The organism is Clostridium sp. CS1-1 (genome assembly GCF_056135525.1).
Window position 1 is genome coordinate 2966970 of record NZ_CM148680.1, and the last position, 15439, is coordinate 2982408.

12 protein-coding genes and 2 tRNA genes are annotated in these 15439 nt (G+C 31.4%); 4 read left to right on the plus strand and 10 right to left on the minus strand.

The window, feature by feature from the left end; genetic code table 11:
• Nucleotides 1–152: 152 nt before the first annotated feature.
• Nucleotides 153–977, minus strand: a complete 825-nt coding sequence (locus AC0N0V_RS13895) for a Cof-type HAD-IIB family hydrolase (RefSeq protein WP_474458617.1) — start codon at nucleotides 975–977, stop codon at nucleotides 153–155.
• A 175-nt stretch (nucleotides 978–1152) separates the two neighbouring features.
• Between AC0N0V_RS13895 and AC0N0V_RS13900 the strand changes: the two genes are divergently transcribed.
• Complete coding sequence (locus AC0N0V_RS13900) at nucleotides 1153–3234, plus strand: methyl-accepting chemotaxis protein (protein ID WP_474458618.1); 2082 nt, start codon at nucleotides 1153–1155, stop codon at nucleotides 3232–3234.
• Nucleotides 3235–3284: 50 nt separating this feature from the next.
• Here the strand turns inward: AC0N0V_RS13900 and AC0N0V_RS13905 are convergent, their stop codons facing one another.
• The 6 genes from AC0N0V_RS13905 to AC0N0V_RS13930 all read right to left on the minus strand — a co-directional run bounded on the left by AC0N0V_RS13905 (nucleotide 3285) and on the right by AC0N0V_RS13930 (nucleotide 7268).
• Nucleotides 3285–3515: a hypothetical protein gene (locus AC0N0V_RS13905; RefSeq protein ID WP_474458619.1), complete on the minus strand. Its 231-nt coding sequence runs from the start codon at nucleotides 3513–3515 to the stop codon at nucleotides 3285–3287.
• 25 nt (nucleotides 3516–3540) lie between these two features.
• Complete coding sequence (locus tag AC0N0V_RS13910) at nucleotides 3541–4872, minus strand: metallophosphoesterase (protein WP_474458620.1); 1332 nt, start codon at nucleotides 4870–4872, stop codon at nucleotides 3541–3543.
• A gap of 217 nt (nucleotides 4873–5089) precedes the next feature.
• Nucleotides 5090–5317: a hypothetical protein gene (locus AC0N0V_RS13915; protein ID WP_474458622.1), complete on the minus strand. Its 228-nt coding sequence runs from the start codon at nucleotides 5315–5317 to the stop codon at nucleotides 5090–5092.
• A 295-nt stretch (nucleotides 5318–5612) separates the two neighbouring features.
• Nucleotides 5613–5686: transfer RNA gene (locus tag AC0N0V_RS13920), tRNA-Gly, on the minus strand.
• Between the two features lie 45 nt (nucleotides 5687–5731).
• A tRNA-Gly gene (locus AC0N0V_RS13925) sits at nucleotides 5732–5806 on the minus strand.
• A gap of 211 nt (nucleotides 5807–6017) precedes the next feature.
• The gene (locus AC0N0V_RS13930; RefSeq protein WP_474458623.1) at nucleotides 6018–7268 is read right to left on the minus strand and encodes an APC family permease; all 1251 of its coding nucleotides are present in this window, start codon (nucleotides 7266–7268) and stop codon (nucleotides 6018–6020) included.
• A 137-nt stretch (nucleotides 7269–7405) separates the two neighbouring features.
• Between AC0N0V_RS13930 and pdxR the strand changes: the two genes are divergently transcribed.
• Nucleotides 7406–8827 carry a MocR-like pyridoxine biosynthesis transcription factor PdxR gene (pdxR, locus tag AC0N0V_RS13935; RefSeq protein WP_474458624.1) on the plus strand — a complete coding sequence of 474 codons (1422 nt, stop codon included), beginning with the start codon at nucleotides 7406–7408 and terminating at the stop codon, nucleotides 8825–8827.
• Nucleotides 8828–9049: 222 nt separating this feature from the next.
• Here the strand turns inward: pdxR and AC0N0V_RS13940 are convergent, their stop codons facing one another.
• On the minus strand, nucleotides 9050–9814 hold the full coding sequence (locus tag AC0N0V_RS13940) for an SDR family NAD(P)-dependent oxidoreductase (protein ID WP_474458625.1): 765 nt from the start codon (nucleotides 9812–9814) through the stop codon (nucleotides 9050–9052).
• Nucleotides 9815–9859: 45 nt separating this feature from the next.
• Nucleotides 9860–10972 (minus strand): HD-GYP domain-containing protein, encoded by a 1113-nt coding sequence (locus tag AC0N0V_RS13945; RefSeq protein ID WP_474458626.1) that lies wholly within the window; start codon nucleotides 10970–10972, stop codon nucleotides 9860–9862.
• Between the two features lie 439 nt (nucleotides 10973–11411).
• Here AC0N0V_RS13945 and AC0N0V_RS13950 point away from each other — a divergent pair, with 439 nt between their 5' ends.
• Nucleotides 11412–12725 carry an aminotransferase class V-fold PLP-dependent enzyme gene (locus tag AC0N0V_RS13950; RefSeq protein WP_474458627.1) on the plus strand — a complete coding sequence of 438 codons (1314 nt, stop codon included), beginning with the start codon at nucleotides 11412–11414 and terminating at the stop codon, nucleotides 12723–12725.
• Nucleotides 12726–13036: 311 nt separating this feature from the next.
• Nucleotides 13037–13813 (plus strand): alpha/beta hydrolase, encoded by a 777-nt coding sequence (locus AC0N0V_RS13955; protein WP_474458628.1) that lies wholly within the window; start codon nucleotides 13037–13039, stop codon nucleotides 13811–13813.
• Nucleotides 13814–13956: 143 nt separating this feature from the next.
• On the opposite strand, the gene AC0N0V_RS13960 is transcribed toward AC0N0V_RS13955, so the two are convergent.
• Nucleotides 13957–15318: a metallophosphoesterase gene (locus tag AC0N0V_RS13960; protein ID WP_474458629.1), complete on the minus strand. Its 1362-nt coding sequence runs from the start codon at nucleotides 15316–15318 to the stop codon at nucleotides 13957–13959.
• Nucleotides 15319–15439 lie beyond the last annotated feature (121 nt).

A 15439-nucleotide genomic window follows, 5' to 3' on the forward strand; every position in this document is an offset into this window, starting at 1 on the left:
TTTATTATAATGCTGTAAATAGTTTTAATCAACTTTAAGACAGCTGGAATAGAAACACTCCCCATTCCAGCTGCCAGTATTATTAACTTTAATATAGATTGATAATATATTATTAAACCGTCAATTAACAAGTGATTCTTTTTTCTCTTATATTAAATGAGTATTAAATTATTAATAGCATAGGCTATACCTGACTCATCATTAGACTTAGTTATATACTTTGCTAGTGATTTAGCTTCTTCAACTCCATTTTCCATTGCTATTGGCAACCCTGCATATTTAAGCATCTCTAAATCATTATAGTTATCCCCAAATGCAATTACTTCACTTAAATCTATATCTAGCCTCTCAGATAGAAGTTTTAATGCATTTCCTTTGGTAATATCAGAAGCCATAATATCTAAGAGTCCACTTGCAGAGCTAACTACTGTAAGATTTTCAAATTCAGAAAAATAATTCTCATATGGCTCAACTTCTTCATGTCCATTACAGACAAACAGAATCTTTAAGACATCTATTTTGTCAATCCTGTCGATTACTTCATTATCAACATATTTAATAGGTATTTGAAGTTCTTCCGAGAATGACTTGTTAAGTTTTTCATATCTTCTTGCAATAGGATTGTCTTCAGTACTATATACCCTATCTACGGTATAAATTAAAAATTTAATATTACTTTCTCTACAATAACTTACAATTTCCCTTACTCTATTTTTATCAATTACCTTTGAATAGATTATTTCTCCTGTTGATATGTTTCTAATTAGTCCTCCATTACAAGATATCACATGCCCTTTTAAGCCTAACTGTTTTATAAAGTTCTTTACCATAAGATCAACTCTTCCAGAAGCAATAACTACTTCTACACCCTTTTCCTGAAGGTTTTTTAATGCAGTTTCGTTTTCTTTTGATATTATACCATCTGAATTTAACAAAGTTCCATCCATGTCGCACAAACAAAGCTTATATTTGATCATATGTATCTCTCCTTTTCATATTTCTATTATGTTTATTATTTTAAGTTTTATAATACATTATAATTAGCTTTATTGTCCAACACATAGCATTAATAATGTATTTATTTGTAAAAGTATAGTATAATTGTGTTATTATTAACAAGGATATTATTTATATTTTAAGGAGGACAAGTAGATGAAATCTATTAAATATCAATTGATTTTTGTAGCAGTTTTATTAGTACTGGTTCCGGTTATAATTACTAACACTGTGTATTCATATTATTTTTCTAACAATATTAAGGCATATATAATAGACAGTAACAAAAAACTCACTTCAACAATAGCTCAAGGTGTTAAAGATTTCATTGATAAATCATACACTCTAACAGAGCAAATCTCTGAAGACAAGACAACCATTGACTTCAATCCAGAGAATCAAAATCAGATGCTAAAAAAATGCGTATCCAATAATCCTTATTTTGATTTACTTTACATACAAAGGGCAGATGGAAATCAAACCGCTCGTTCATCAGGTGAACTCGGTAATAGAGCTAACAGATGGTGGTTCGCACAAATGATGAGTGATAAAAAATCCTTTGTCAGTAATTCTTACTATTCTGTAAGCGGTAATACTGCAGTAACATCCATATTTCACCCTATTTTAGATAACAATTCTAATATAGTAGGAATATTTGGTGCTGATCTTAAATTAGACTCACTTCAAAAGCTTGTAGAGAAATATGGTAATGGAAATGATAACTACGCATTTGTCATTGATAGTGAAGGTGTCGTTATTGCTCACCCAGATAAAACTCAAGTCTCAGAGTTATATAACTACAAAACTCTGAAGAAAACAGTTCTAGTTAAAGATGCAGCAGGTAACGCAGTTAATGACGAAAAAGGAAACCAAAAAACTCAGCTAGAAGATATAAAAATTCCGGTAAAGCTTAAAGATATTACTGAAAAAGCACTTAAAGGTGAATCAGGAGTTGCTGAATATACAGATAATAATAATGTAGATATTCTAAGTGCTTACACCCCAATAACTCTTCCTGGTCAGTCACAAAGTTGGGCTGTAATAACAATACAAAATAAAGCCACGTCGATGGCAGTAATAAAAACCACCCAAATAAGAAATATAGGTATTGCCTCATTAATATTACTATTAGTTGGTATTTTTATATACATCCTAGCTGGTACCTTTACAAAACCTATATTAAATTTAATGAATTTAATGAAAAAAGCTTCAGATGGAGATCTAATAGTACAAGCTAATTGCAATAGTAAAAATGAAGTTGGGAGTTTAAGCAACAACTTTAACCTTATGATTGCTGAAATACGTGGACTTATTTCAAGCATCCATGAGGCAGCAGGCCTTGTAGCTAATTCATCTCTCTCTCTAGTTAGCACAACCACAGAAACAGCAAAATGTATAGAGCAAATATCAAACAATATTTCAGAGGTTGCAATAAGTGCTGAGAATCAGGCTTCAAGTGTTTTAATTGGACTTGAAACAACCACAAAATTATCAAGAGAAATTTCTATAATGACAGCCTATATGAATGAAGGAAAAATTTCTGCAAATACTGTATATGCTGTTAGCAGTAAAGGTGTTGAAGTTATTCACTCCTTAGAAAATGTAACTGATGAAAATAACAAGCTTATTAGTCGCGTGGCGGAGATTATTAACGCCCTAGATGAAAAAGCCAATACAATAGGAAACATAGCAGATACCATAACCTCAATTTCCGAACAAACAAATCTTCTTGCACTAAATGCTGCTATAGAAGCGGCACGAGCTGGAGAATCTGGAAAAGGATTTGCGGTGGTTGCAGATGAGGTCAGAAAACTATCCGAAGGAACTGCTATTTCAAGCAGTAATGTAAAAGAGCTTATCGACACAGTTCAAAAAGATATAAGAATTGCCAAAAATACTATACAAAGTGCTGAACAGATAGTTACTAAGCATGATGATGCTGTAAGATATACTAGGGATAAATTCAACGAGATATCCTCTAATATTCAAGATGTTGTGAATAAAATCAATACAACCTCTCAAAGTCTTGATAGTGTTATTATCAGTAGGGATCAACTTTTATCGGTGATTGATACAGTATCAAAAGCTTCAAACGATATGGCTATGTCTTCTCAGCAAGTTTCCGCTATAACAGAGGAACAGAATGCCTCTGTTGAGGAAATAAGCAGTCTCGCTGAGGAACTTAATAATATGGCTGGAAAGCTTGAATCATCAATAAAAACATTTAAAATAGAATAAAAAGATATATTAATAAGGAGTCGACTCTAGTCAACTCCTTATTAATATATTTAATTTCTTCTTTTTATGTTTTTTTGGTTTTTTGTATTCTTTTGATTTTTTGTGTTCTTTTGGTTTATTATGTTCTTTATGTTTACATATGTGCTAAAACACACAGCTATCATGGCTATAAGATTAATTATAATTCCAAAGGTGCTCAATTTACCACCTGCTGAAATAAATCCATAAACTATAAAAGCCGCAACTACAATGTTGATTAGTATTGAAACTTTATCCTTCATGAAACTTCCTCCTAACTTTAATCTATTATTTTAAAATTTTACTACTCGGAATATGTATCTTATTATTCTCCTCACCATTAGCATTAGACAACCTAATTACATTACTCTGTTGAGGGGCTTCTTCATAAGACATCCATAATTTAAAACCTTTAGAATTTTTAATTTCATCTGTTCCTATTTTCTGTTCACCATCATAATATCTTAAATATAATGTTCTATAAGTATCACCCATTAACTTAAGTTCATCAACCGTATAAAAGTCCGTAATTGCTAATCTGGAAACTATTCTTGAGTATAACCTATCTCCGTAAAATTTTCTAGAATGTTCTTTAAAATTATTGAGATTTTTATCTACTACTCCTATTTCCTTGGACCAATTCTCTACATCAACACTAGCTGTATTATAATCGAAACCCTTCTCTTTTGAATACTTAAGGATACCATATTTTTGTGGATACACACCAATGCAGCCTGTTGCGATGTCATTAATAGTTTTTTCATTACTTTTGTATGATTTTATGTCCTGTAGATGAATATGTCCTGTTAAAGCTAAGTTTATTCCACATTGCTCAAACAACTGAATAACCTCTTTATTGTTGTTTAATGTGTAGCCTTGCTTTACTGTATCGCTATGATCTAATAAGTTGTGGTGCATTACTGGTATAAGCTGCACCCCCTTCGATTTTGCAAGATCGCTACATTGTTTTATCCAATCAAGGGTTTCAGGTGGAATTCTACCATCTATTTGCGGAACACCTCTGATTATATTATTGTTATATTGAGCAGTATCAAGCATTAATAGCCATACATCCTCTGAAGGTGCGGCAAGATAGCTTAAGGTAGTTTTGTCCCTTGAGATTGCTCCTTTATAACCAAAGTCTTGATAAATTTCACTAAAATCTTTCTCGCTTATGTAATCAACTTTATACTGCTTATCGCCTTCAAACCGCCTTGCATATGGGTTAAGTATATCATGATTTCCTGGAATAACATAAACAGAAGTACCTGTCTTTTCAATTTCCTTTAGTAATTTTGCAAATTCTAAGTGACTTTCTTTCTCACCATTGCTAGTTAAATCTCCACTAATAATAAGAACATTCGGTTTTTTCTTCTTAATATCACTGGCAAAAGCTTTCATTATTTCATCAATGTAGTTTAACTCTTTTCCATCACCATTGTTAACAAATTTTTGAAACGCCTCCCCATTATCTGTTAATTTTTTTGCCAAGTAGTGAGTATCAGTTGCTACAAAAAAGGTAATTTCTTTTCCTGAACTAATTTTAGATTCTTTTGTGTCATTACATCCTGTTAGATAAAATGCAAAAGCTATAAACATAATTACTACAATTTTTTTCATATATAACCTCACAATCTTGTCCTATCTCAATCTAATTTAAAATGCAACATTGAACTAATGCAGAAATACATATCTTTTTGGCGGCCTAGAATCATTTGACTAAGTTACCACTTAATGCCTAAATTTATATAAATTACAAAAGAGAAGGTATGCTACCTTCTCTTACTACTATGCCTCATAACCTTTTTAACATTTCAAATTATGTAAGATGAAATACCTATTTAATCCACTTTCTAAGTTCGTTTAAATCAGGTTCTTCATCAAAAATTAGTTTTTCTCCGTTGTTAATTGATATAAATGGTATTCCAACTCTTCCCATCTTTTTGATTTCATCGAATTCAGATCTATTATCTCTGAACTTTAGATACATCTTCAAGGCAAGCATGCTTTCAGTAATATCTACAAAAGCAAACTTAATATTATTTTCAGAAAGAAACTCTTTCATAGGTTGACAATCTGGTCAATACTTACTGCCAAAAACAATTATTTTTTCCATAATCATATTCCTCCATTAGCTTAAATAAAAATTTAAATACTTCAAGATGTTTAACTATTACTTTTACTTATACATCTTTATTACATTATAAATTATATTTATATATTATTCCATGTAAATATTTAGTTAACAGATATACTTTTACACATATCATTGTAAATATTTAGTTAACAGATATACTTTTACACATATCATTCTAAAAAGCCGTGCTAGTTACAAACCAGCACGACTTATAATTACGTTATGGAGCGGGTGAAGGGAATCGAACCCTCGTAACTAGCTTGGGAAGCTAGCACTCTGCCATTGAGTTACACCCGCAAATATAAGTTTTATTATTTTTTATAAATTATTTCAAAACATATCTGGAGCGGAAGACGTGATTCGAACCCGCGACGTTCACCTTGGCAAGGTGACACTCTACCACTGAGCCACTCCCGCCTACAATCAATATTTTACCAATTTGAACAAAATATAGTTTAACATTGCATTTCATCTGATTAAAATATGTAGCTAAAGCTTTGATTTTTCATTAAATTCTCTAGCTTTTACACAAAGACACGCTTGGATGAGTGTGTGAAGAAAAAGAACTCTAGCAACCTATAATAATTTGCTAGAGCTCTAAATAGGAATTAAACTGTATCATCTTGTACTAAAACTTTTTTCTACTAATAATCTTGCTACCTATAACACAGATACTGATTATTAATGGATATAGCATTGCCCACCCTGCAAAAATAAATATAATAATTGTCGCGATTAAGGATATAATGCTAATTATAAATTTTTTCTTATCATCTCTTAGAAGTACCACTCCCGCTGCACACCCAGCTAAATATGTGAGTATAAATGTTGCATTAGGAAGTTGTATTAAATTAGTAAAAGATATAACTTTTAAAGAGTACAATACAATTACTAAAGTAAAGCATAAACTTAGAAAAAGAAGTCCACCTACTGGTGTATTGTACTTTTTTGAAACATATCCAAGAGCCTTAGGTGCTTCCCCACTTTTGGATAAAGAAAAAGCCAACCTCGATGCAGCCCCAACATAAGCTATTACCGTAGCAGTACATATTAGTAAGCTTGTAATACCCACTATTATAGCTCCAGAAGAGCCGAAAATTCTGCGTATTACAATAACTAAGGGTGCTTGCGAACCTTCTCCATAACTGTTAGTTCCTACAGTGGCTAATGCAGTCATAAAATAAAGAATTCCCACAATAATTGCAGATATTATTGTAGCCCTTATAACATCCTTTTCTGGGTTAACAAACTCTTCAGATAAATGTGATACAGCTTCCCAACCAATAAAACACCAAAATAGAATTGTTGATGCCCTTCCTACACTTGTAATTCCGTTTGGCATAAAAGGAACAAAATTTGCTATCTTTATGTTGGGGATAGATCCAATTACGGCTAGAACAAGCACCAGTATAATACTAATCACAACAGCTAGCTGAACACCTCCAGCAACATCCATACCAATAGCATTAATAATTAGTGCGATTACAAGCATAATTACAGCAATAATAATCGTCCAATTTTCGCTTAAGCCAAGCGCTAAACTCAAATAACCAGCACCAGTTATAGATGCTATAGGCGCTCCGATTGGTACAGACATTAGAAAAAACCATCCTATAATTGCCCCAATTCTATCACCAAAGGCTTTAGTTACAAAGTATGATACTCCTCCTGAGCTAGGGTACTTTCGTGATAGAAAACCCATACAAAGTGCAAGTGGAAGTACTAAAATCATCATACCTCCCCAGGCTATGATAGATGCTGGCCCTGCAATATCTGCGGCAAGTCCAGGGATTATTAGTATACCAGAACCTAATACTGCTCCAATATAAAGTGCTACTGCCTGAGGCAGCTTAATGGTCGCTTTAAAATTATTACTCATATTAAAACCTCTTTTCATTGTTAATTAAATTTCTTCATTTCAGATTAAACTTCTGATATAATAAATTATATTCACGAACTGTTATTGCTGAAAGTGACAAATCTATTAATATTTATGAGGTCAGTTTGGAGGTAAAAATGCTAGAATTAAATCCAATGTTACAAAAAGACTCAGAATTACCTATGTATTGTCAATTATATAGATATATAAGAGAAGAAATAAAATCCGGTCAGATATCATTTGGTACTCGTCTTCCTTCTATACGACAACTCTCACAAAATTTAATGATAAGTAAAAATACCGTAGAAAGCGCTTATGAGCAACTAATGGATGAAGGTTATATTGAGAGCAGGCCTAGAAGTGGTTTATATGTAGTTGAAATCGAAAAAGGGTTCAGTTATGAAAAGACTACTCCTATTAATACAAATAAAGAAGTACAATCTGAACTACAGCTTAAATATGAATATGATTTCGATCCTAACTTTGTAGATTTAGAAAATTTTCCATTTTCGGTATGGAAAAGGCTTATTGGTGAATGCTTAAACCCTGATAGAGTTGATTTATTTAAATATGATGACACTAGAGGAAATGTAAAACTTAGTAAAGAAATTTCTAAGTACTTACGTCATAGTAGAGGTGTGTACTGTAGCGAAGAACAAATAGTTATTGGATCCACTAATCAACATCTTGTAAGCATCTTGTGCCAGTTGGTTGGTTTGAAAAAAATTAAAGTTGCCATAGAAGATCCTGGCTGCATTGAGATGAAGTCAATATTTAAAAATCTTGGCTTTGATGTAGTAGGAATTCCAGTAGAAAAGGATGGAATCAGCATAGAGAAGCTAAAGGCTACCGGGGCGAAAATTGTATATATTACTCCATCTAAACAATTCCCATGTGGAGTGATTATGCCTATTAACAAAAGATTAAAGCTACTTAAATGGGCTGAAGATGAGAATGCCCTAATAATTGAGGGTGATTATGATGGTGAGTTCAGATATCACGGTAAACCAATTCCAGCTCTACAAGGCTTATCAAACTCCGATAATGTAATTTATCTCAGCACATTTTCAAAATATCTTCTACCTTCTATATGTATTAGCTATATGGTACTTCCAGAAAAATTACTAAATATGTATAACCAAGAATACCATTTTTACGAACAATCTGTTTCAAGACTTAATCAGCAAATACTCCAGCAGTTTATGGAAAGAGGACATTGGGAAAGCCATATAAGAAAAATGAGAAACATATACAGCAAAAAGCATACTATACTTGTTGATTCAATAAATCGTTATATGGATAATCGTATAAATATTGTTGGAAGAGATGCTGGATTACACATTCTTATTGAAGTTAATAATGGAATGAGTGAACAGTTGATTATCGATTCTGCTGCTGATCTCGGAGTTAAAGTCTACCCTTATTCAACCTATTTATATAATACAGATAACTATCTAATTCCTAGAATAATACTTGGTTTTGGCGGCCTAAATGGAAACTCTATTGTATCTGGAATTAAATTATTGAGTGAGGCGTGGTCGTTGTCAATCAACAATTAGACTAAAATTTTCAATTTTGAGCAAGCCACTTTTACTGGATGCAATTAGTATAAGGTCACAATTCTTGAATAAATTATAAATATGATAAAACCCTTGAAAAATCAAGGGTTTTATCATATTTCCTATAAATTATCAGCCATCGGTATTATTATTTACTAGTTTTGTGTTTTTATAAAGTAATCTTCTTTATTTCTCAAATACCCGACTTTATTTGTTATATACTTACTTTTTGTAAACTACTCCCCCAGTTGCTTGGTGAGTTGCAGTTACTGTTACTTCACATATTTGGACATGTTCTGGTACAGAAGCAGCATACAACACAATATCTGCAATATCTTCTGCTGTTAAAGGTTTAATTCCTTGATAAACTTTAGCAGCTTTGTCCTCATCCCCATGGAATCTAACTACACTAAAGTTTGTCTCTACCATACCTGGTTGTATATTAGTTACTCTTATAGGAGTATGAGCTATATCCATTCTTAGTCCATCACTTATAAATTTGACCGCGGCTTTACTCGCACAGTAAACCGCTCCACCTGGATATGCATGAATACCAGCTACTGATCCTAAATTTATAACCTGACCTTTTTGATTTTCTACCATTGTTGGCACTACTTTTCTAGTTAAATACAAAAGCCCTTTTATATTTGTATCTATCATTATATCAAAGTCATCTAGGTCCCCTTCTTGTACTTTATCAAATCCTAAAGCAAGTCCAGCATTGTTTACTAATACATCAATATTTCTTAATTCTTTTGGTATACTATTGAAAACTTCATCTACAGCTTTTCTATCTCTTACATCTAGTTCATATGTATAAACGTTTACACCATATTCTCTTTCTAATTCATTTTTTAAAGAACCTAGCTTTTCCATGTTTCTTGCACAAAGTAAAAGTGTAGCACCTTCCTTTGCAAATTTTTTTGCTATAGCTTCACCTATACCGCTACTAGCTCCACTTATAAATACAATTTTATTCTTAATCATAAATACACCTCATTTTTATTTTATATTTAAAATAGTATACTATTTTTATACAATTTCATACTGTGGACCATTTATAACTATCTCCAACTCATTTCTAAGGTCTCTATATAAATTTTCACCTTTTTCATTTTTTTTATTAATAATTTTAACTTTAGGTCTTAGCGTAAAATTTGGATATACCTCTTCAACTACCGCAATTTCTCCATTACTTAGTTTAACTATAGTTCCTTCAGGATAAGGAACTATGGACTTACTAAAAGCTTTAACCACCTCATAATCAAACTGTGTTTGTCCATTTGCCATAATATATTCTACTGCATCATTTGGACTCATAGCCTTTCTGTATGGACGATCTGACGTTAGGGCATCATACACATCTGCAACAGCCACTATCTTTGCTAATTCATTTATTTCATTAGTTTTTCTCTTTTCTGGATATCCTTTTCCATCTTCTCTCTCGTGGTGTTCAAGGGCTATAATTCTAGAACTTGCTGATACATCAACACTACCTTTTAAGAAATCATATCCCATTTCTGTATGTTTCTTCACAATGTTATTTTCCTCTTCTGTTAACTTATCACTTTTCTGCAATATCTCAATCGGTATAAGTGCCTTGCCAATATCATGAACCAATGCTCCTAAGCATAAATCGTATAATTTTTTCTTATCTAACTCTAATTGTATTCCTAGTACTAATGATAGAACAGCTACATTAACACTATGTTGATAAGTATAGCTATCCATACTTTTTATATCTACAATGTTTATTAAAACATTTTTTCTACCCAGGAGTTCTTCAGTAATCTCTTTTCCAAGTTCTCTAATAGATTGGAAATAGTTTTGTTTTTCAACTATAAGCTTTTTATCCTGAGTACTATTCTTTCCTGCATTCAAGTTAAACTTTTCAAAGCTATAAAAGGTCTCCTTTATAGTTTTAATTGCCTTCTGCCTTAATTCTGGTTTTATTATATCTTCTACTTCTTTTTCACTATACTGATCGTTTATATACATACAAAACATTCCAAGTAATTTTACTCTTTTAATGTAGTTTTCTGTGAGTTTTACACCTTCTCTTAGTAAAACCATTCCTCGATCATCATAAATAGTTTTGGCCAAAAAGCTACCTTCTTTAACATATTGTATTGGAACAAGTCTCATATGTTTCCCCCCCCTAACTTAAATGACTATTTCATCTTTCTTTTACAGAAATTCTTACAATAGTTATCGCCAACTTTTTCCACAAATAATATTATTTAAATTGCTCTTAATGAATACTTATCGTTGTAAAACAATATATCACTATTTTACACCATTAATTGTAATTTGTAACTAATATTCAATTTGCAGTTCAAATAATTTATCCGATGACTACCCGCTCTAATACTCCCTGTTCTTTAAACAGTACGTTTCGATCGGCTACGTCCCTGGATTGATTCAAGTTTCACTTTATCAAATAATAGGAAGTGAAATATTTATCTTGTTTAGTTCATTATAGGTTGGATTCAAAGATTATTAACATTAAAAAAGCTATAGACTTGAATAACTTATCACTTACTTTATTTATACTGCATATTAATACTATAAGGAGTGATTTACCATGCATCATAATAAAAATAAATTTAATTATAGAAATATGGTTGCTGGCATAAATACAAAGATTCCAATTAAAAATGGAAAGTTAGTTACTGCAATAAATTTTGATAATGCAGCTACTACTCCACCATTAAAATATGTTTTAGAAGAGGTATTAAGTTTTTCAAATTACTATTCTTCTATTCATAGGGGGACAGGTTTTAAATCTATCTTTTCATCTGAACTTTATGAGGATTCCAGAAGAATTATATGCGATTTTGTTCATTGTGATTATCATAAAAACACAGTGATTTATGTAAAGAATGCCACTGAGGCAATAAATAAGTTATCCTATTCTATTTCAAGCATATATAAAAATTGTGTAATTTTATCTACAAGAATGGAACACCATTCTAATGATTTACCTTGGAGAAACAAATTTAAAGTTGATTATATAGATGTAGATGAACTAGGAAAACTAAAAATTGAAGAGTTAAAAGGCATGCTAGAAAAGTATAATGGCAAGGTTAAACTTGTGTGTGTAACAGGTGCTTCTAATGTTACTGGATATAAAAACCCTATATATGAAATAGCCAAAATCTGCCATAACTATGATGCTAAGATACTAGTAGATGGCGCTCAGCTTGTGCCACACTTTCCAATTTATATGGAGTCCTCAAATAAAGAAGAATGTATTGATTTTCTTGCATTTTCATCTCACAAAATGTATGCACCTTTTGGGACTGGAGTTCTTATAGGACCTAAAGAAACCTTTATAGTTTCAGAACCAGACTATGTTGGTGGTGGTACTATAGATCTTGTAACAGATGACTATGTAACTTGGGCAAATCCACCAGATAAAAATGAAGCAGGTACCCCTAATATAATGGGTGTAATTGCATTAACTACTGCAATCAAAACTCTCCTACGTTTAGGAATGAAAAATATAGATAAACATGAAATGGATATTTATAATTATGCTTTAGCTGAACTAAAAAAAATTCCTGATATTAATATTTATTGTGATAGTTCTCATGATTGCAATAAAGTTGCTATATTACCATTTAATATAGAAGGCATTTACCATGAAGATACAGCTAGACTTTTATCTGAAATGTCTGGAATCGCAGTAAGAAGTGGCTGTTTTTGTGCACATCCGTATATTAGAAGACTACTTGGAATTTCACTTGAGGAAATGGAATATTACCAGAAAAATTTAGATTCTAGACGTCCTGGAATGGTCAGACTTAGTTTTAGTTTTTACAACACCTATAAAGAAGTTGATATACTAGTTAAAACACTAAAGAAGATTATAGAAAACAAATCTAATATCTTATAATAGATATAATCTAGGAAAATGTTAAAAATAGAAGTTATGGAAATTTTAACAATAAGGGTATACAGTCTTTATTAAATAATTGATTGTATACCTCTCTTCTATTACAATCGATTATGAATATAAACAGAACTCTTGATGTTTTTGACACTTAGCATTTCTTATCCAGAGACGTAGCCGTTCTTTACCCCTAGTGGGATTAGATCAGATAGTCATCGGATAAATATAAAAATCATATTGATGATTATACTAAGTAAGATAATATAATATAACTAAAAGTTTACTATAATACGATTCTATCTGGAGGTGCTTTAATGCAAAAGGCAGTTGAAATTCAAAGTAATGGTTTAACTTTAAGAGGTATGTTACATATTCCAGAAGGGATTACAGAAAAAATCCCTATGGTTTGCATTTTTCATGGCTTTACAGGAAATAAAATGGAGCCTCATTTTATTTTTGTAAAATTATCAAGAATGCTTGAGTCTAAAGGTATTGCAAGTGTTCGCTTCGATTTTTCTGGTAGTGGTGAAAGTGATGGGGATTTTATCAACATGACTATTTCTAAAGAACTAGAGGATGCAAAAGCTATTCTTAACTATGCTAAATCCCTTGATTTTGTTGATACAAATAAAATAGGAGCTGTAGGACTTAGCATGGGTGGGGCTGTTGCAAGTATGCTTGCTGGCGATTGCAGTGATGATATTCAAACTCTTTGTTTATGGGCTCCTGCCGGAAATATGGGAGAGCTAGTTACCCATGGCAGAACTGAAGATGATCTTAAAGAAATGCGTAAAGTTGGTTTTTGGGATGCCGGTGGTTTATTAGTTGGAACAGAATTTCTAGATGATGTACTAAGTTTGAATATTTTCGATAAAGCCTCTACCTACGATAAAAATGTGCTATTGTTACATGGTTCACTTGATCGCACTGTTCCTTCTAGTACTTCTGAAAGATATCTTGAAATTTATGGAGAAAAATCTGTACTACACATAGTTGAATGTGCTGATCATACCTTTAACCGTAAAGCTTGGGAAGATGAAATATTAGACTATACATTAGGTTTCTTAGAAGGAGAACTTATCACTAAATAAATCATTATTTAAAAAGGTGTAGATAAATTATTCATATCTCTTTTAAAAAATGCTAATAAAATATGCTGCTGTATTTTTCTAAAACTAGAGCTTAGAATACTCCTTTAAAGCCAATGTTTAGCACCTAACATTGGCTTTAAATTTCACTTAATTTCAATCTGCAGTTTATTGTCTTCCATATTATTATCTTTTAGCAAGCTATTAATATAACTCTTATAAAAATTTGAAGGACATTTACTCCACAATTTAAATCCTATAGAATTTTGTATCTCCTTTACATCGTTACTGTCCATTCCTTGAAAGGTTCTTTCATTTAATATAGTCATCGTTTCAGCCATAAGTTGTTTTTCTTCATCAGTATAGTTTTCAAAGTTCTTTAAGATATTCATTGCTCTAGTATAAGATTTATCATTAAAATATTTCCTTGAATATTTTCTAAAGTTGTTAAGATTAGGCTTCTCTGTGCCTACTTCTTTTGACCAGCTTTCTACATCCACTGTAGCTGAACTATATTGATATTTCTTTTCATGAGGTAAATATTTAAGTATACCATATTTTTGTGGATATACGCTTAATGAGCCTGTTACCACATCATATATCGTACTATCTGTTAAAGCAATCTTACTATCACTAGCTATATCCTGAAAGTGTATATGCCCACTAAGTACTAGGTTTAATCCATATTCCCTGAATTTCTCTAAAGCTTGCTTGTTATTATTTAATGTATATCCTTGATTTAAAGTTTCACTGTGGTCTATTAGATTATGATGCATTACTGTGATTATTTTAGCATTATTCTTCTTTGCGAGCTTACTGCACTCCCTTATCCACTCATAGGTTTCTGAACTAATTCTACCTGAATGCTCTGGAGACGTTCTTTTTTTATTATCACGATATTGATTCGCATCTAGCATAAGTAGCCATGTATATTTTGTAGGTGTTACTAAATAGCTTAAAGTATCCCTATCCTTGGAAATTGCTTCGTTGTATCCATAGTCTTTATATATTTCAGAGAACTCTTTATCATTTATTGAATCTACACTATACTTCTTATCTTCTTTAAAGCCACTTGCCCAAGGATTTAAAATATCATGGTTTCCTGGGATTACATATACAGCTGTGCCTAGACTCTCTATTTGTTTTAATTTTTGGGCAAAGGCTAAATGACTTTCCTTTTCTCCATTATGTGTTAAATCACCGCTTATAATAAGAAATTCTGGCTTATTATACCTAATTTGATTTATAAATGCATCTGTTATTTCCTCTATATAATTTAACTGTTTTGCATCTGCCTTTTTTAAGTATTCACTGAAAGCTTCCCCATAATCATTTACTTTTGGTGATAAATAATGAATATCAGTAGCTATAAAAAAGGTAGCTTCGTTATTACTATGATTAGCTGGTAATTCTTTAAAATCAATTCCCTCTACAAATTCTTCTCTAAATATAAAGCACAATAAAAACACTATAACTAAAATCTTAAGCAAGTTTCTTTTATTTTTCATAATTTCACCTACCTGTAACAAACTTTTTTTGCTTTTCTACCTATTATACTTAGAAAAGCAATTCTATCTCTTATTAATAATAATTATTATATTCTTATTATATTTATTCGATAAATATTTG